A 17,255-nucleotide genomic window follows, 5' to 3' on the forward strand; every position below is an offset into this window, starting at 1 on the left:
TCGAGGCTGATCCACCAGGCCTGTCGTGAAATATCCTCACGAACCGCTAATCTCCACAGTGTGGGACGCCACAGGTCTGACCCTATGGGTATCGCCCGCCTGGTCCTCGCCGGACTGGCGGCGCTGGCGCTCGTCGTCCTGATCGTGGTCGGCATTCTCTCGCTGATCGGCAGTCTCGGCTCCGGCGCCGAGCCGGACCCGTCGGCCGCGCCGGCCACCGGAGCGCCACCGGCGGACGTCTCTCCGACCGCCTCCGCCTCCGCCGAGCGGGTGCCGACGGTTCTCGTCGAGTGCCTGCGGGAGCACTGCCCCACGGTCTTCCTGAAGGTCACCGGGGGTGATGTGCTGCTCGACCGGGAGATGGCCGAGGGTGAGCAGTTCCAGTCCTTCGACCCCAAGGTCGACGTCGTGCTGGCCGACTCCGCCGCGGTCCGGGTCCAGGTGAACGGGGTCGTCCGTGCTCCTGGCGAGGCGGGGGAACGCCAGGAGTTCACGGTCTCCCGAAACCGGTAGTGCCCCGTGGATCCTCGCCGTGGCGAGGATCGGCAGGACGGCACCTCGCCAGGCGTGCCGCGGTGACCGAAACCGGGCCTTCCCGCGGCAGGCCCGCCGGGCACCGGTCGATCCTCTACTCCAGGCCGAGGTCGGCCAGGGTGTAGGCGGTCCGGTACGGCAGCCCGGCGTCGGCGATCGCCCGGGAGGCTCCCCGGTCCACGATCGTGGCGACCGCCACGACCTCGGCACCCGCCGCCCGCAACGCCTCCACCGCGGTCAGCGGGGATCCGCCGGTCGTGGAGGTGTCCTCCACCGCCAGCACCCTCCGCCCCGCCACATCCGGCCCCTCGATCCGGCGCTGCATGCCATGGGCCTTCTGCGCCTTGCGTACCACGAACGCGTCGAGCGTCCTGCCCCGCGCGGCCGCCGCGTGCAGCATTGCGGTCGCCACCGGGTCGGCGCCCAGCGTCAGCCCGCCGACCGCCTCGTAGTCGAGATCCTCGGTGAGGTCCAGCATGACCCGCCCCACCAGCGGCGCCGCCTGCCCGTCGAGGGTCACCCGGCGCATGTCCACGTAGAAGTCGGCCTCTCTGCCCGAGGACAACACGACCTTGCCGTGCACCACACCCTTGCCCTTGATCTCTGCCAGCAGGTTCTCGCGATCGCTCATGGCACCAAGGTTAGGGCGGTCCGGAAGGCGGCCCGATCCGGGGCCACCGGGGAGCGGCGCCGATCCGGCCGCCGGATGGCAAAAGTGGGATCCGGGTTTACGCGCGGCGCGGACTACGGGATTATCCGGCAGGCAACTCTGGGTAATGGTGAGGTCACAATGAGTGTGAAAACATCTCAAGGCGACGCTGAACTGCTGGCCGCCGTCAGGAACGGCGACGTGGCCGCCTACCGGGTGCTCCAGCAGCGGCACGCTCCCGCGGCGTACGCGCTGGCCCGTCTGCTCCTCGGTGCCGAGAGCAGGGGCGAGAGCGGTGCCGAGAGCAGGGTCGAGGGCGTCGTCGAGGAGTCGTTCGCGGCGGTCCACCAGGTGATCGACCAGGGAGACGGTCCGGAGCAGGCGTTCCGCGTCCACCTGCTCACCGCCCTCCGCCGTACCGTCGGCGACACCGCGGGCGCGGCGGATCTGGAGGGCTCGCCGGTGGCCAGGGCCTTTTCGTCCATGCCGGAGAGGTGGCAGCTCGTCCTGTGGCACGCCGAGGTCGAGAGGGCCAGGCCCGACGACACCGGACTCCTGCTCGGCCTGACGGTGAACGGTGCGGCCGCGCTCGCCTACCGGGCGCGGGAGGGGATGCGCCAGGCGTGCCTGCGCATCCATCTGGCCGAGACGACCGCGCCCGAGTGCCGGCCCGCACTGGCCAGGCTGGGTCACCACATCCGTGGCGGCCTGACCAGGGAACAGAGCAGGATCGTGGACGAGCATCTGGAGGGCTGCTCGGGCTGCCGCGCGGTGCTCACGGAGCTGACCGGCATCGGCCGGAGCATCCGCTCCGTCATCGGCCCGCTCATCGTCGGTCCCGTGTTCCCCGCCTACCTGGTGGCGCTCGGCAGGATGGGCGTCACGACGGAGGGCGGACTGCCCGGCCGCTGGCGGCGGGCTCCCCGATCCGTGCGACGCGCCGTCGTGGCCGGTGCGGTCACCACCGCGGTCGCGATGGCGGCCGCGCTCGTACTGGTATCGGGCTCGGAGCCCGCGCCCCCGCCGAGCGCGGCTTCCGAGCCGATCGTCATGGCCCCGGCGCTCCCAGGCGTCGTACCGACGCCCTCCGGGCGGCCGAAGGCGTCCGGAGGTGAGAGCGGCGGGGCCGGCGCCGGCGAGCCGGCCGGGACCGGGCCGGGGCCGACGGGAACGGGGCAGGACGGCCGGGCGGGTTCCTGGCTCGCGCCCCGCCTGGTGGCCAGGATCGACGCGCTCGGTGCCCTGATCAGGTCCGAGGCCGGCATCGTGGCGGTGCGGCTGCGCAACGCGGGTCGTGGGCAGAGCGAGGAGGTCGTCGCCTACGTCGGGCTGCCGCGAGGCGTGACGCTGCCCTCCGGATCCCGCGGGGGACACTCCGTCGGTGCCGTCACGCCGGTCGGCACGGTCGACGGCTGGTCCTGCCGGGCGTGGCGGAGAGGTGCCCGGTGCGTCCGCGGCCCGCTGCCGGCGGGGCGGGCCACGGCGGTCTTCCTGAGAGTCCTGGTGTCGGACGACGCGGCCTACGGGGCGGTGCCCTCGGTCACGGTCTCCACGGCGGGGATGCGGGTGACCGCCAGGTCGCGCGGCGGCGTACGGGCGGAGGGCGCTCCGGCGCGGTTCGCCACCGACGGCCGGGTGGCCGTCTCCGCGATCGGCAACACCCTGCTGAGCTGCGCGCCCTCGGAGCCCGGGTGCGAGGCGGCCCGCTCGGGGCAGGGCAGCCGGCGCGACAACAACAGCTGGGAGATGCGTCCCCTCGATCGTGACGGGGATCCGTCGACGAGCTCCTCGAGCGCCGCCCGGCTCGTGCTGCCGGCGGCCGGCAAGGTGGTCTGGGCGGGGCTCTACTGGTCGGCGAGCGCGCCCCCCAGCGGGCGGATCAAGCTCAAGGTGCCGGGAGAGACGAAGTACCGGCAGGTCAGGGCCGCGCGGGTGGTGGAGCGAGAGCTGCCCGTGGGGCGGGGCTACCAGGCGTTCGCCGATGTGACACGGCTGCTGGGCAGGGCACGCGGGACGTACTGGGTGGCCGACGCCTCGACAAGGCCGGGCGTCTCGCGCCATGCCGGGTGGAGCCTGGTGATCATCGTGGCCGACCCGCGCAGGCCGTACAGCCAGACCGTCGTGGTCGACACCGCGACGGTGCTGGAGCGGGGGCATCGTTCGATGCGGATACCGCTCGGGGGTCTGACGCCCGCCGACGCGCCCGCGAAGGTGGCTCTGGTGACCTGGGAGGGTGACGCGGGCGTCGTGGGTGATCGGGTGAGGCTCGGTGGCCGGACCCTCAGGCCCGCCGGAGGGGGGCGGGACCCGCGCAATCCCTTCGACGGATCCGCCACCGGGGCGAGGGGCGCCCGCGCGACCTTCGGCACGGACGTGGACCGCTTCCGGGCACGCCTCGGCCGCGCCCCGGTGCTGGAACTCGGCACGCACCAGGACGTCCTGCTTTTCGGTGCGGCGGCGGTGAGCGTGCGGGCCGCCTCGTAGGCGCCTTCGAGAAGGCCGGGCCTCCGTACGGCGGACGCGATGCGGGACTTCGGAGACGGATGGCGTATAGCACCCTGCGGAGGGGGTTGACGAACGGGACAAACTGGTACGGTCTGCGTAAACGGTCCGGCGTATGGTCGAGCGCGGGTGGAATCGTCGGGATTCACCCTCGGACGGTCAGCCGCTTGATTACCCTGAGGAAGGGCCGTCTGTCTGGGCTCTTTCGGGCTTGTCTGAGCCAGAGGATCGGGCCACGTAGGAAGGGCGGTGTCAGGTGGATCGTTGCGCGCTGTTCGTGGACGCCGGTTACCTGCTGTCCGACGGCGCGATGGCGGTGCACGGAACCCGCCACCGCGAGGCGGTCTCCTGGGATTACCCGGGGCTGCTCCAACTGCTCAACAAGCTGTCGAGAGAGCGTACCGGCCTGCCGCTGCTCCGCTGTTACTGGTACGAGGCGACGGTGGAGGGACGGCGCACTCCCGAGCACGACACGCTGGCCGACATCCCCGGTCTCAAGCTCCGCCTGTCGCGCATCCGCCCCGGGCGCCGCGAGGGTGTCGACGCCCAGGTTCACCGTGACCTGATGACGCTGGCCCGCAACGGCGCGGTCTGCGACGCGGTCGTGGTCAGTGGCGACGAGGACCTGGCGCAGGTCGTCTGCGACGCCCAGGATCTGGGTATCCGGGTCACCGTGGTGCACATCAGCGCCGACGGCAGCTGGGCCGTCTCCCGCACGCTCCGCCAGGAGTGCGACGACCTGATCGAGGTCGGTGCCGGCCAGTTGCGGCCGCACGTCAGCCTGATCGGCGACGAGGCGCCTCCCCTGGCGGTCAACGGCCACCAGCACGGTACCAACGGCCACCCCGTCGCGACTCGCGGCGGCAACGGTCCCCCGGTGGCCGGCCCGGCCACCAGCCCGGTCCCCGCGGTCCAGGCATCCCGCGCGGCGCATGCCCAGCACGCGCTGCCCTCCGCCTATCCGAGCTACCCCCAGGAGTCCCCGGCGACCCCGGTCACACCGGCCGCGGCCGTCCCGGCCGCCTCGCCCCCCCAGGCACCGCCGCTCTCACCCGCTCCCACGCCGTCGCACGCGGCCGCCAACGGCTCGACCGGCCCGCTGCCGTCCGCCCCGCAGTACTCGCTGGGCAACACCGGCGGCATGCCGAGTTACCAGGCGTCGCAGATGGGCGCCTACACCGGCCCTCAGCCGGCCCCCGTGCCGACGCAGAGCACCGGGAACGGTGCCGCGACGACCCTCTCCGACGCGGTGAAGGCCGCGCACAAGGAAGGCCACGACTTCGGCGAGTCCGTCGCCAAGGACGCCCCCGCCCTGTGGCTGGAGGCGGTTCTCGCCCGTAAGCCCCGGATGCCCTCGGACCTGGAGGCACGGCTGCTCCAGGGCTCCTCGCTGCCGATCGACTTCCTCCTGCACGACGAGGTCCGCCACGCCCTGCGCCGCGGCTTCTGGGACGCCCTGGAGCGCGCCCGCCGCTGAGGTTCGCGCTCCGCCACCCCGGTCAGGTGAGGGCGTCGAAGCCGGCGCGCAGGTGGCTGAGGCGGCTGGTCAGGTCGGATATCGGGCCTACGAGGCCGGGGGAGCCGTTCTTGCGCGCCAGCTCGGTGACCCGGGCGAGCTCGTTCTCGACCGCGGTCAGGCGCTTGGACAGCTCGGGCAGCACGGTCGCCTGCTCGTCCGCCTCGCCGGGCGGTAGCTCGGCGGAGAGGCGGTCGCGGAGCATGGCGGCCTGCTCGGCCATCCTGCGGTTCATGTTGTAGAGCTCCACGAACACCGCGACCTTGGCCCGGAGCACCCACGGGTCGAAAGGCTTGGTGAGGTAGTCGACGGCGCCCGCCGCGTAGCTGCGGAAGGCGTAGTCAGGCGCGCTGTCGACCACGGTGAGGAAGATGATCGGGATGTTACGGGTGCGCTCGCGACGCTTGATGTGGGCCGCCGTCTCGAACCCGTCCATGCCCGGCATCCGGACATCGAGCAGGATCAGCGCGAACTCCGTGCCGAGCAGGGCCTTCAGCGCCTCCTCCCCGGACTTCGCCCGGACCGGCACCAGATCGAGTGAGCTGAGGATGGCTTCCAGCGCGATCAGATTCTCCTCTCGGTCGTCCACCAGGAGGATCTTGGCTCTGTCAGGCATCGATCACACGCCTTCGTCGGAGTCACCGGTCGGCTTGCCCCTGGTCAGCCAGCCGCGTAGCCGTTCCAGCAGGCGGTCGACGTCTACGGGCTTGGGCACGTAGTCGGAGGCGCCGGATGCGATGCTCTTCTCCCGGTCGCCTCGCATGACCTTAGCGGTCAGCGCGATGATCGGCAGGTCCGCGAACTGGGGCATCCGGCGGATCGCCGAGGTGGTGGCCCAGCCGTCCATCTCCGGCATCATGATGTCCATCAGGACGAGGGCGACGTCCTCGTTACGTTCCAACTGCTCGATGCCCTCGCGGCCGTTCTCCGCGTAGATCACCGTGGAGCCGTAGCGTTCGAGCACGCTGGTCAGTGCGAACACGTTGCGGATGTCGTCGTCCACGATCAGGATCTTCGCCCCGGTCAGCGGGTCTTCGCCCTTCCACGGCTTGCCCTCGCCCTGCGGGGGGAAGTGCGGCAGGGGCATGTCGTCGCCCCGCGCCAGCTCCGGCAGGTCGTCGGAGCCTTCGAGCACGCCGATGAGCGCCGGGTTGCGGGGGGAGGAACTGGGGGCGCTCGCCCCGCCGTCACGTGAGGCCAGCGGGCCGCCGTAGGACGGCGGCAGGTAGAGGGTGAAGGTGCTGCCCTCGCCGACCTTGCTGATCACGTGGATCTCGCCGCCGAGCAGGCGGGCGATCTCGCGGCAGATGGACAGGCCCAGACCCGTCCCGCCGTACTTCCGGCTGGTGGTGCCGTCGGCCTGGCGGAACGCCTCGAAGATGACCTCCAGCTTGTCCGACGCGATCCCGATGCCGGTGTCGACCACCTCGAAGGCCAGGATGCCGTCGGCACCGCGCAGGGTGTCGTCCACGAAGGCGACGGAGCGACCGGCGTGGATCACGCGCAGCCGTACCTCACCCTTGGGGGTGAACTTGATCGCGTTGGAGAGCAGGTTGCGCAGTACCTGCTGGAGGCGCTGCTCGTCGGTGCGGAGTTCCTGTGGGATCGACGGGTCGACCTCGACGGTGAACGACAGGCCCTTGTCCTGGGCCAGCGGGGCGAAGGTGGCCTCGAAGTAGTCGACGAGCTTGGGCAGGGAGATCTGCTGGGGATGGATGTCCATCCGCCCCGCCTCGACCTTCGACAGGTCGAGGATGTCGTTGATCAGTTGGAGCAGGGCCGACCCGGCACCGTGGATCGTCCTGGCGAACTCCACCTGCTGGGCGGTGAGGTTGCCGTCGGCGTTCTCGGTGAGCAGCTTGGCCAGCACGAGGAGGCTGTTCAGCGGGGTGCGCAGCTCGTGGGACATGTTGGCGAGGAACTCGGACTTGTAGCGCGAGGAGACCGCGAGCTGCTCGGCGCGCTCCTCCAGCGTGCGCCGGGCCTGTTCGATCTGGAAGTTCTGGATCTCGATGGCCCGGTTCTGCTTGGCCAGCAGCGCCGCCTTGTCCTCCAGTTCGGCGTTGGAGCGGCGCAGCTCCTCCTGCTGGCGCTGGAGCTCGTCGGAACGCTCCCGCAGCTCGGTGGTGAGACGCTGCGACTCGGTCAGCAGGTCCTCGGTACGGGAGTTGGCGATGATCGTGTTCATCGTGACACCGATGGTCTCGACGAGCTGGTTCAGGAAGTCGTGGTGGATCTCGCTGAACTCGCTGAACGAGGCCAGCTCCAGCACGCCGAGCACCTGGGTCTCGAACAGCACCGGCAGCACGACGATCTGCGCGGGCGTGGAGGTGCTGAGACCGCTGTCGACGGTCAGGTAGCGGGCGGGCACGTTGCCGAGGATGATCCCCCTGCCCTCCAGCGCGGCCTGGCCCACGATGCCCTCGCCGGTGGCGAACCGCTGCCGGGGGCCGCTGCCGGAGCGTACGCCGTATCCGGCGATGAGGTGCAGGTCGTGGTCGCCGGTGGGTTCGGCGAGGTAGAAGGCGCCGTAGTGGGCCGACACCAGCGGGGTCAGCTCGCTCATGATGAGCTTGGCGACCTCCATCAGGTCGCGATGGCCCTGCATGAGGCGGGAGATCCTGGCCAGGTTGGACTTCAGCCAGTCCTGTTCCTGGTTGGCGGTGGTGGTGTCGCGCAGCACCGCCACCATCATGTTGATGTTGTCCTTCAGCTCGCCGATCTCGCCCTCGGCGTCGACGGTGATGGAGCGGGTCAGGTCACCGGTGGCGACGGCGGTGGTGACCTCGGCGATGGCACGCACCTGGGTGGTGAGACGCGCGGCGAGTTCGTTGACGTTCTCGGTGAGGCGCTTCCAGATGCCCTCGGCGCCTTCGACCCGGGCCTGGCCGCCGAGCTGGCCCTCGGAGCCGACCTCGCGGGCGACGCGGGTGACCTCGGAGGCGAAGGAGGAGAGCTGGTCGACCATGGTGTTGATGGTGGTCTTCAGGGCGAGGATCTCGCCCTGGGCATTCACGTCGATCTTGCGGGTCAGGTTGCCGGACGCGACGGCGGTGGTGACCTCGGCGATGTTGCGGACCTGGTAGGTCAGGTTGTTGGCCATGGAGTTGACGTTGTCGGTGAGGTCCTTCCAGACGCCGGAGACGCCGCGGACCCGGGCCTGGCCGCCGAGCTGGCCCTCGGTGCCGACCTCGCGGGCGACGCGGGTGACCTCGTCGGCGAACATCGACAGCTGGTCGACCATGGTGTTGAGGGTGTCCTTGAGTTGGAGGATCTCCCCCTGGGCGTCCGCGGTGATCTTCTTGGACAGGTCGCCCTGGGCCACCGCCGTGGACACCGCGGCGATCGCCCGGACCTGGGTGGTCAGGTTGCCCGCCATCACGTTGACGTTGTCGGTGAGGTCCTTCCAGACGCCGGAGACACCGGGCACCTGCGCCTGGCCGCCGAGCTGGCCCTCGGAACCGACCTCGCGGGCGACCCGGCTCACCTCGGAGGCGAAGGAGGAGAGCTGGTCGACCATGGTGTTGATGGTGGTCTTCAGGGCGAGGATCTCGCCCTGGGCGTTCACGTCGATCTTGCGGGTCAGGTCGCCGTTGGCGACGGCGGTGGTGACCTCGGCGATGTTGCGGACCTGGTAGGTCAGGTTGTTGGCCATGGAGTTGACGTTGTCGGTGAGGTCCTTCCAGACGCCGGAGACGCCGCGGACCCGGGCCTGGCCGCCGAGCTGGCCCTCGGTGCCGACCTCGCGGGCGACGCGGGTGACCTCGTCGGCGAACATCGACAGCTGGTCGACCATGGTGTTGAGGGTGTCCTTGAGTTGGAGGATCTCCCCCTGGGCGTCCGCGGTGATCTTCTTGGACAGGTCGCCCTGGGCCACCGCCGTGGACACCGCGGCGATCGCCCGGACCTGGGTGGTCAGGTTGCCCGCCATCACGTTGACGTTGTCGGTGAGGTCCTTCCAGACGCCGGAGACGCCGCGCACCTGCGCCTGGCCGCCGAGCTGGCCCTCGGTGCCGACCTCGCGGGCGACGCGGGTGACCTCCTCGGCGAACGCCAGCAGCTGGTCGACCATGGTGTTGACGGTGTTCTTCAGCTCGAACATCTCGCCGACCGCGTCGACGGTGACCTTGCGGCTCAGGTCGCCCCGTGCGACTCCGGTGGTCACCGCCGCGATGTCGCGGACCTGCGCCGAGACGCGACTGGACATGGTGTTGACGGCCTCGGTGAGGTCGCGCCAGCTTCCCGCCATCCCACGCACCTGCGCCTGGCCGCCGAGCTGGCCCTCGGTGCCGACCTCGCGAGCGACGCGGGTGACCTCGGAGGTGAACAGCGACAGCTGGTCGACCATGCCGTTGATCGCCTTGCCGAGGCGGCGCACCTCACCTCTGGCAGCGCGGTCGAGGTCGATCCGGCGGGACAGGTCGCCCTTGGCCACCGCGTCGATCACGTCCGCCGCTCCGCTGACCGGGCCGACGAGCGCGTCGATCAGCGAGTTGACCGAGTCGACGCTCTCGGCCCACGAGCCGACTCCGGGACCCGGGGTGAGACGCTCGGCGAAACGGCCTTCCTTCACCACCTCACGGCGGACCCTGTGCAGTTCGTTGGCCAGATGCTCGCGGCGGTCGGCCACCTCGTTGAGCAGCAGCCGGATCTCGCTGAGGATTCCCGGCGGGGCGTGTGGCACCCGGCGGCGGAAATCGCCATCGCGCCAGGTGATGAGTGTCTGCAGGATCGGTCGTAGATCCGATTCGCTGTAACGTCGCTCCTCGACGTCGGGCACGGTGTTGACCGTGGTCATATGACCTCCTTGACTCCCGGGGGCGCAGCCGTGAGTCACCCCAGTCTGTCACGGTGCGCAATGTGTAGTCCCACCTTCGATTCACCCCATGTCAACGAGAAGTGTGGTAGTCACGGAATAGTGACCAGTGCTCCTCGCGCCGTTCTGGCGGCGACCTTCACCCCAGGACACACGGCTGTCCCCGCCGTCAGGCGGTTCACCGTGGAGGTGATGACCGCCTGGGCGGCCGTCTCCGTGCTCGCGGCCGCCGAGCGGCTGGCGGCCGAGCTTTCCTCGCAGGTGGGAGACGCCCCCTTCGAGGTCGTCTGGAACCACCTGGGCGACGGGCTGCAGATCGAGGTACGCCAGCAATGGGCCCCCGAACCGAGCCCCTCCGCCCCGTCCGTACCGGTGGAGGAGTGGGGTGTCACCTTCGCCGGTCAGCAGCGCACGCACTGGGCCAGGCTCCGGCTGCCCGGTTCCTCCGGGCGGCCGTCCTCGGAGTGGACCGCCGAGGAGCCCAGCCGCGGGCCGATCTGGATGGGTTTTCTCGCCGACGCCAGCGATCTGCTGGCGGGCACCCTCGATCCCGACATGGTGCCCGCGATCATCTCGCAGATCGTGGTGCCGAGGCTGGCCACCTGGTGTGCCGTCTACACATGGAGCAACGGCGGCGGTCCGCAGCGTCCAGCCTACCTCTGGCACACCGATGAGCGGCGCATCGACGAGCTCCGGGAGGAACTCGCCGCCGTCCAGATCCCGCAGGCCGGTGGTTCCATGCAGCTCGCCGACTCGCAGGTGCTGGTCATCCCGCTTCTCGCGCGCGGGCGCACGCTGGGCGCGATGTGCCTTGGACGCCCCGACCGGTTCACCGAGGACGTGCTCCAGTACGCCGAGGACATCGGCCGCCGCGCCGCCCTCGCCCTGGACAACGCCCTGCTGTACGCCACTCAGGCGGCGGCCAACCGGGCGCTCCAGCGCAGCCTGCTCCCTCCCGACGAGCCCGGCGAGATTCCCGGCCTCGACCCCGCGGTGGTCTACGAGCCGGCGGGGGAGACCAACGAGGTCGGCGGCGACTTCTACGACCTGTTCGCGGCCGGCGGCAAATCCTGGCGGTTCGCGGTGGGCGACGTCTGCGGGACCGGCCCGGAGGCCGCCGCGGTCACCGGCCTGGCCCGCCACACCCTGCGCCTGCTCGCCCGGGAGGGGTACGGTGTGGCCGCCGTCCTCGACCGCCTCAACCAGGCCATCCTCGAGGAGGGCGACCGTGCCCGGTTCCTGACGCTGCTGCACGGGGAGATCACGCCCGGGCCGAGCGGTCTGAACGTGTCGATGGTCTCCGCCGGCCACCCGGAGGCGCTGCGGTTGCGACCCAGCGGCGTCGTGGAGACGGTGGTGACCTCCCAGTCGCTGCTCGGCGTCTTCCCCGAGGCGACCTTCAAGGCGGAGGTCGTCCACCTCGACCCCGGCGACGTGCTCCTCGCGGTGACCGACGGGGTCACCGAGCGCCGCAGGGACGGGCGGCTGCTCGACGACGACGCGGGTCTGGCCAAGCTGCTCGCCGAGTGCGTCGGCCTGTCGGCGCGGGCGGTCGCCGAGCGGATCCGCCGCGCCGTCCAGGACTTCGCCCCCGAGCCGAGCGCCGACGACATGGCGATCGTGGTGCTGCGAGCACGCTGACAGGGCCCTCGCCACTGGATCCGCGCCACGGCGGGACCCGCCGGGCAGGGGCTAGACGTCGGTCTTCACGTGTCTGCGGGCGAAGTCCAGCTGCGCCGACATCTGCGCGATGCGCTCGGAGACGACCAGTGAGCCGTGGCCCGCGTCGTACCGGTAGACCTCGTGCTCGTGGCCGCGCCCGGCGAGCCTGGCCACGTACGCCTCGATCTGCCCGATCGGGCAGCGCGGATCGTTCTCTCCGGCGAGGATCAGCAGCGGCGCCTCGACCTGGTCGACGTAGGTGATCGGGGAGCTGCCCGCGTATCGCTCGGGCTGTTCCTCCGGTGAGCCGCCGAGCAGCGCGCGGTGGTAGGAGCGCAGCGCCTCCGCCTCCTCCGCGTAGGCGGCCGAGTGGTCGGCGATCGGCACCGTGGCGATGCCCGCCGCCCACATCTTGGGCTGGGTGCCCAGACCGAGCAGCGTGAGGTAGCCACCCCAGGAGGCGCCGGACAGCACCAGCCGGTCGGGGTCGCAGACGCCGCGGTCGACCAGGGTGTCCCTGACGGCGGTCACGTCGGCCAGCTCGATGTGCCCGACGTCGCCGCTGAGGGCGTTCCGCCAGTTCGAGCCGTACCCGGTGGAGCCCCGGTAGTTGACCCTTACGACCGCGAAGCCGAGGTCCACCCAGGCGGCCACCTGCGGCACGAAGGAGTCGTCGTCCTGCGAGGTGGGTCCGCCGTGCAGCAGGAAGACGGTGGGGAAGGGGCCGGAGCCGCGCTCGGGGCGCGAGACCAGGGCGTGGATGCGGCCGCCGGGTCCCTCCACGTCCACGTCCTCGACCGGGACCGACGGTGGCGAGGTGGGGCCGCCGTGGCTCATCACCATGTGGCCGTTGGTCGACCGGATCAGCGGTGGGTGCGCCCCGCTGGACCAGGCGTACTCGACGGAGCCGTCCGGGCGGGGCGCGGCGGCGTCGATCACGCCGTGCTGGGTCTCGATCGGGAAGAAGCCGCCCCCGGGAAGGTCGTAGCGGCTCAGGTGGGTGCGGCCGCGGTGACCCCGCACGACGAGCAGCGAACGGCCGTCGCCGTACCAGTCGGCGGTGATCTCCCCCGGGTCGCGCAGCCAGATCTCCCGCTGGTCGCCGGTCTCGGGATCCCAGACGAGGGGTTCGCGGCGGCCCCTGCGCTCGTGCAGGGTGAGCAGCCTGCGATCTCCGGACAGCGGTGCGAAGCGCAGGCCGGAAACCGCCTTGCCGGGACCGTCGTACAGGTCGCCGACGACCTGGCCGTGGCGCCGGAGCACGCGCAGCGCGGGGTGCCGGGCGTCGCCGTGCTCGCTGTGGCTGATCGCGATCAGTGAGCCGTCCAGGGAGACGGCGGAGACGGAGGCGGCCTCGGCGTGCTCGTAGATCGTCCGAGCGGGCTCACCCGGCCTGACGAGGTGGATGGTGAAGCCGCGGCCGGGCCTGGCCATGCCGACGACCGCCTCACCGGTCGCCGAGAGCCCGAGGCCGCAGGGGAAACCGGGGTCGAGGTCGATCGGCTCGTCGGGGCCACCGTAGAAGGGCTGGCGCATCCACCGGCCCCACTCGTCGCCGTCGGTGTCGTCGAACCACCAGATCCACTGCCCGGTGGGGTCGAGCGCGCCGTGTGAGGTGCCCTTGGGACGTGAGGTCACCTGGCGGGTCGAGCCGCCCGCGCGGTCCCAGGCGTAGACCTCCCACGCCCCCGAGGCGTTGCTGCGGTAGACGGACCGGCTGGGAGCCCGGACCGCCCACACAGGCAGCGTCGCGCGCGGCGCGCGGAACCTGGCCTGCCAGCGTTCCTCCGCCTTCATAGGGCGCTTCCCTCCGTCAAGGCGTCAGCTTCACGCGTTCAGTCGCGGGCTCGCCGGATTGCGGTCCAGTATGTCGTCTTCATCGGGTAATTGCTTGAGTAATGTCCGGGAATTTCGGACTAAATGTCACATCAGTAACAGGCGTCCCGAAGGTGGCTGTCAAGCACACGGCTTGCTCAGGAGCGGCGCTTAAAGATAGACATGCGGAAAGAAGCCTGCACAGGGCTCATTTCACGAAGTCCTTGGATCTTTCTCCGGATAACTTCCGTATCCATGTGCCAGGCGCTGGGCCCCATTCCCACGACCGCCTCGACCGCGTCGTGCCCCAGGGTCATCTCGAACTCATGGATGCTCCGGTCGGTCTCGACGAAGTGTTCGCTCAGGCTCTCCGCCATCCGTCGCTCCTTCGATTCGTCCACCGACAGAAGTCCCAGCCGCTCCACCAGTGGTACGAGGTGCCGCGAGGTGGGTGTGACGACGACAAGCTCACCGTCACCCCTGAGCACTCGGGCGAACTCTGCCCCGTTTCTTGGGGCAAACACATTCAGAAGCACATCTATGGTGCCATCTCTCAGCGGCAGTGGTCTCCAGACGTCGGCCACCACCGCCCCCAGCCGGGGGTGCGCCCGCGCGGCCCGCCTGATCGCGTGCTTGGAGACGTCCAGCGCCACTCCGACGGCCCCCGGCAGCTCGCCGAGCACCCGAGCCAGGTAGTGGCCCGTCCCGGCTCCGGCGTCCGCCACCGCCTTCGCGCCGGTAGGGCAGGCGCCGGCGATCGCTTCGGCAAGGGGGGTGTAGTGACCGGCGCCGAGGAAGGTGTCCCTGGCCGCCACCATGGCCGCGCTGTCGGCCGTCCCGGGCACCCGCGACCCGGTCAGCAGGCTGACGTATCCCTGCCTGGCCACGTCGAAGCCGTGCCCCAGGGCGCACCCGAGGACCCGGTCGTGAAGGGCCAGGGCGCCTCCGCAGACCGGGCAGGCGAGGTGTTCGACGACATCGTCCAGCATCGCTCCATCATCTCGCGTTCCGCCGCAGCTGAATTGTCATGAAATGTTCCTATGATGCGAGCGGTGTCCCCTCATGACGAGGGCGGGTACCACTCGATCGAACAGGAGGGCGAATGGTTCATCGGCCGATAACGGTGGCCGGGGTCGAGGTGTTCCCGCTGTGTGACGCGGTGGGGCCGATGGGCGATTCGATCCGGCGCCCGATGCGGGAGATGTTCCCCGGCGGCCGCCACGGTGAGCCGGACGAGTGGATCCTGCACTTCCACTGCTACCTGCTGCGCGACGCGGCGGGCCGTACGGTGCTCGTCGACACGGGCATCGGCCCCAGCGACTCGCCCGCGTCGAGCTGGGCGCCGGTGCCCGGCGCGCTGGGCGCGGAGCTGGCCCGGGTGGGGACGGCCCCCGAGGAGGTGGAGGCCGTGGTCATCACGCACCTGCACAGCGACCACGCGGGCGGGGCGGTGCTCGCGGGGGCACCGGCCTTCCCCAACGCCCGGTACGTCCTGCAGCGCGCGGAGATCGACGCGGCGGCCGAGACGGTCCTGGACCACGTCGTCCGGCCGCTGGGCGAGCGGGTGCAGGCCGTGGACGGCGGCGCGGAGGTGCTGCCGGGCGTCCGGGTGCTGCTCGCGCCGGGGCACACCCCCGGCCATCAGGTCGTCCAGCTCGGTGATCTGCTGCTGACCGGCGACCTGGTGCTGCATCCGGTGCAACTGGAGAACCCGCGGGTGACCTACCTCTACGACGACGACCCCGAGCTGGCCGCGGCCACCCGGGTGGAGCTGCTCGACCGGGTCAGGGCGGAGCGGGGAATGATCGGCACGGCCCACTTCGCCGAGCCCTTCACCCGGATCGTCTGACGGGAGACAGCCGGCCCTACGCGCTCGCTCGGGCGGCGGAGAGCAGGCGGCGCGCCTTGCCCCGGTAGCGGATGACCTGGACGGCACCCAGGGCCCAGATCGGATACTGCGTGGCGAACGCCCATCGGAAGGCCTCCGGGCCGCTCCCGCCCACCAGGTCGAGGGTGACGCCGATCAAAACGATCACCGACACGGACGCGACGAAGCCGCCGCCGTTCACTATGCCGGTGGCCACGCCGATCCGGGTGGCCGGGTTGAAGGTCCTGGCGTAGTCGAAGCCGATCATCGACCCGGGGCCGTTGGCCGCCAGCACCACCACCAGCGCCACCAGCAGCCAGAGCGGTGCCCGCCCCGGCCAGACCAGCACGGCGGTCCACGCCCCGGCGGTGGTGCCGATCACGACGAGCACCATCCGGGAGCGGTGGAAGGGGAACCGCCCGGCGAGGTAGCCGAGCAGCGGCCCGCACACCATGCCGCACAGGGTCAGCGTGGACAGCAGCACACCCGCCGTCGAGGGGGACAGCCCCTGGCCCTGGACCAGGAAGGGATACCCCCACAGCATCAGGAAGGCCGCGGCCGAGCACTGGGTGGCCGCGTGGGTCCACATGCCCAGCCGGGTGCCGGGCTCGGCCCAGGCGGCCTTCAGACCCGGCGACTCCCCGGTACGCTCGGGGCGGGCATCGCGCACCACCGTGACCAGCAGGAACGCGGAGACCACGCCCAGTACGGCGGCGCCCATGAAGGTCGGCGTCCAGCCGTAGGTGTGCAGGGAGTGGATGAGGGGCACCGCGGAGGCGATCGCGCCGAGCTGGCCGATCAGGCCGGTGAGCTGGACCATCAGCGGGTTGTGGCGGGCCGGGAAGGAGAGGCCGACCAGCCGGATCACGCTGATGAACGTCATCGCGTCCCCGCAGCCGATCAACGTCCGCCCGGCGACCCCCGGCAGCAGGCCTTCGGCCAGGGCGAAGACGAGTTCGCCGCAGGCCATCACCACGGCCCCCAGAACCAGCATGCGCTTGGAACCGAGCCGGTCGACCAGCATCCCGACGGGCACCTGCATGCTCGCGTAGACCAGCAGCTGGCACATGGCCAGCACCGAGAGCCCCGTCGCGCCGACGTCGAGCCTCGCCGCCGCCTCGATGCCCGCCACGCCCAGTGACTGCCGGTGGAAGACGGCGATGACGTAGGCCAGTACGCCCACGGCCCAGATGAGAATCGCGGTGGACCGTGGTGTCATACGGCAAATATTACTTTTTGGGAATTTTACGGATTTGAGTGGGTCGCCGAACGTCGGCGGAGGTCGCGCGGGCCGCGGGATCAGCGGCGCGGGTAGCGGATGAGCAGGCCGGCCTGGACATCCTGGTCGCCGAGGGCGGCGTAGCTGTGCGGAACGTCCGAGCGCCAGGAGATGTGCTCGCCGGGACCGGCCCGCAGGGGGGCGTCGGCCGGTCCCGCGCTGAGCGTGCCGGCGAAGACGGTCACGTGCTCGGTGACGCCCTCGTGGTGCGCCGGCGAGACCTGTGGCGTCCCGGTGCGGATCACCAGCCGGTAGAGCTCGTAGGTGACCTCCGCGTCCTCGAAGACCTGGAGCAGCGTCCCCTCCGTCGCTGTCCCGTGGAAGACCCGGTGGTCGCTCCCGCCGGGGACGGTGGCCGGGCCCTCCGGCGTCGAGGCGGCGAAGGCCGCGGTGATGGGGACGCCGAGCTCTGCGGTGATCGCCCAGAGGGTTTCCAGCGTGGGGTTGCGGGTGCCGTTCTCCAGGCCGGAGAGCGTGGCCTTGCCGACACCGGCGTCGCGGGCGAGGGCGGACAGGGAGATACCGCGCTCTTCGCGCAGTCGGCGGATCCGCCGCCCGATGTCGGCCATGTCGCCGTCCACGGCGGGGCGGGGGCGTTGTGCTTCGGAGTCCATG

At 71.0% G+C, this 17,255-nt stretch carries 12 protein-coding genes; 5 read left to right on the forward strand and 7 right to left on the reverse strand.

The window, feature by feature from the left end; translation table 11 throughout:
- Window positions 1-84 precede the first annotated feature (84 nt).
- Window positions 85-513, forward strand: coding sequence for a hypothetical protein (locus AB0K21_RS25760; RefSeq protein ID WP_343961647.1), 429 nt, complete (start codon window positions 85-87; stop codon window positions 511-513).
- Between the two features lie 115 nt (window positions 514-628).
- Here AB0K21_RS25760 and pyrE read toward each other — a convergent pair whose 3' ends face one another.
- Entirely contained in the window at window positions 629-1,165 is a 537-nt protein-coding gene (pyrE, locus tag AB0K21_RS25765; protein WP_364153870.1) for an orotate phosphoribosyltransferase, read from the reverse strand.
- Window positions 1,166-1,324: 159 nt separating this feature from the next.
- Here pyrE and AB0K21_RS25770 point away from each other — a divergent pair, with 159 nt between their 5' ends.
- Together AB0K21_RS25770 and AB0K21_RS25775 are read left to right on the forward strand one after the other, a co-directional pair.
- Complete coding sequence (locus AB0K21_RS25770) at window positions 1,325-3,667, forward strand: zf-HC2 domain-containing protein (protein WP_364153873.1); 2,343 nt, start codon at window positions 1,325-1,327, stop codon at window positions 3,665-3,667.
- 274 nt (window positions 3,668-3,941) lie between these two features.
- Window positions 3,942-5,162 (forward strand): NYN domain-containing protein, encoded by a 1,221-nt coding sequence (locus AB0K21_RS25775; protein ID WP_343961653.1) that lies wholly within the window; start codon window positions 3,942-3,944, stop codon window positions 5,160-5,162.
- 22 nt (window positions 5,163-5,184) lie between these two features.
- On the opposite strand, the gene AB0K21_RS25780 is transcribed toward AB0K21_RS25775, so the two are convergent.
- Both AB0K21_RS25780 and AB0K21_RS25785 read right to left on the reverse strand, forming a co-directional pair.
- Window positions 5,185-5,817, reverse strand: coding sequence for a response regulator (locus AB0K21_RS25780; protein ID WP_343961657.1), 633 nt, complete (start codon window positions 5,815-5,817; stop codon window positions 5,185-5,187).
- Window positions 5,818-5,820: 3 nt separating this feature from the next.
- The gene (locus tag AB0K21_RS25785) at window positions 5,821-9,999 is read right to left on the reverse strand and encodes a HAMP domain-containing protein (protein WP_364153878.1); all 4,179 of its coding nucleotides are present in this window, start codon (window positions 9,997-9,999) and stop codon (window positions 5,821-5,823) included.
- A gap of 210 nt (window positions 10,000-10,209) precedes the next feature.
- Here AB0K21_RS25785 and AB0K21_RS25790 point away from each other — a divergent pair, with 210 nt between their 5' ends.
- Window positions 10,210-11,658: a PP2C family protein-serine/threonine phosphatase gene (locus tag AB0K21_RS25790; protein ID WP_343961659.1), complete on the forward strand. Its 1,449-nt coding sequence runs from the start codon at window positions 10,210-10,212 to the stop codon at window positions 11,656-11,658.
- A gap of 51 nt (window positions 11,659-11,709) precedes the next feature.
- On the opposite strand, the gene AB0K21_RS25795 is transcribed toward AB0K21_RS25790, so the two are convergent.
- Both AB0K21_RS25795 and AB0K21_RS25800 read right to left on the reverse strand, forming a co-directional pair.
- Window positions 11,710-13,476: a prolyl oligopeptidase family serine peptidase gene (locus AB0K21_RS25795; RefSeq protein WP_343961661.1), complete on the reverse strand. Its 1,767-nt coding sequence runs from the start codon at window positions 13,474-13,476 to the stop codon at window positions 11,710-11,712.
- A 176-nt stretch (window positions 13,477-13,652) separates the two neighbouring features.
- Window positions 13,653-14,483, reverse strand: a complete 831-nt coding sequence (locus AB0K21_RS25800; protein ID WP_343961663.1) for a putative RNA methyltransferase — start codon at window positions 14,481-14,483, stop codon at window positions 13,653-13,655.
- A 113-nt stretch (window positions 14,484-14,596) separates the two neighbouring features.
- Between AB0K21_RS25800 and AB0K21_RS25805 the strand changes: the two genes are divergently transcribed.
- Complete coding sequence (locus AB0K21_RS25805) at window positions 14,597-15,343, forward strand: MBL fold metallo-hydrolase (RefSeq protein ID WP_343961666.1); 747 nt, start codon at window positions 14,597-14,599, stop codon at window positions 15,341-15,343.
- Window positions 15,344-15,359: 16 nt separating this feature from the next.
- On the opposite strand, the gene AB0K21_RS25810 is transcribed toward AB0K21_RS25805, so the two are convergent.
- Window positions 15,360-16,580, reverse strand: coding sequence for an MFS transporter (locus AB0K21_RS25810; RefSeq protein ID WP_364153883.1), 1,221 nt, complete (start codon window positions 16,578-16,580; stop codon window positions 15,360-15,362).
- An 80-nt stretch (window positions 16,581-16,660) separates the two neighbouring features.
- On the reverse strand, window positions 16,661-17,254 hold the full coding sequence (locus AB0K21_RS25815; protein ID WP_364153886.1) for an XRE family transcriptional regulator: 594 nt from the start codon (window positions 17,252-17,254) through the stop codon (window positions 16,661-16,663).
- Window position 17,255: the final 1 nt, after the last annotated feature.

The organism is Streptosporangium sp. NPDC049248 (assembly GCF_040678965.1).
GTDB lineage: Bacteria > Actinomycetota > Actinomycetes > Streptosporangiales > Streptosporangiaceae > Streptosporangium > Streptosporangium fukuiense.

Coding starts and splice junctions, on each gene's coding strand:
- AB0K21_RS25785 (WP_364153878.1), bottom strand. CDS start 9,999: ATGACCACGGTCAACACCGTGCCCGACGTCGAGGAGCGACGTTACAGC.
- AB0K21_RS25760 (WP_343961647.1), top strand. CDS start 85: ATGGGTATCGCCCGCCTGGTCCTCGCCGGACTGGCGGCGCTGGCGCTC.
- AB0K21_RS25800 (WP_343961663.1), bottom strand. CDS start 14,483: ATGCTGGACGATGTCGTCGAACACCTCGCCTGCCCGGTCTGCGGAGGC.
- AB0K21_RS25805 (WP_343961666.1), top strand. CDS start 14,597: ATGGTTCATCGGCCGATAACGGTGGCCGGGGTCGAGGTGTTCCCGCTG.
- AB0K21_RS25795 (WP_343961661.1), bottom strand. CDS start 13,476: ATGAAGGCGGAGGAACGCTGGCAGGCCAGGTTCCGCGCGCCGCGCGCG.
- AB0K21_RS25790 (WP_343961659.1), top strand. CDS start 10,210: ATGACCGCCTGGGCGGCCGTCTCCGTGCTCGCGGCCGCCGAGCGGCTG.
- AB0K21_RS25810 (WP_364153883.1), bottom strand. CDS start 16,580: ATGACACCACGGTCCACCGCGATTCTCATCTGGGCCGTGGGCGTACTG.
- pyrE (WP_364153870.1), bottom strand. CDS start 1,165: ATGAGCGATCGCGAGAACCTGCTGGCAGAGATCAAGGGCAAGGGTGTG.
- AB0K21_RS25815 (WP_364153886.1), bottom strand. CDS start 17,254: ATGGACTCCGAAGCACAACGCCCCCGCCCCGCCGTGGACGGCGACATG.
- AB0K21_RS25780 (WP_343961657.1), bottom strand. CDS start 5,817: ATGCCTGACAGAGCCAAGATCCTCCTGGTGGACGACCGAGAGGAGAAT.
- AB0K21_RS25770 (WP_364153873.1), top strand. CDS start 1,325: ATGAGTGTGAAAACATCTCAAGGCGACGCTGAACTGCTGGCCGCCGTC.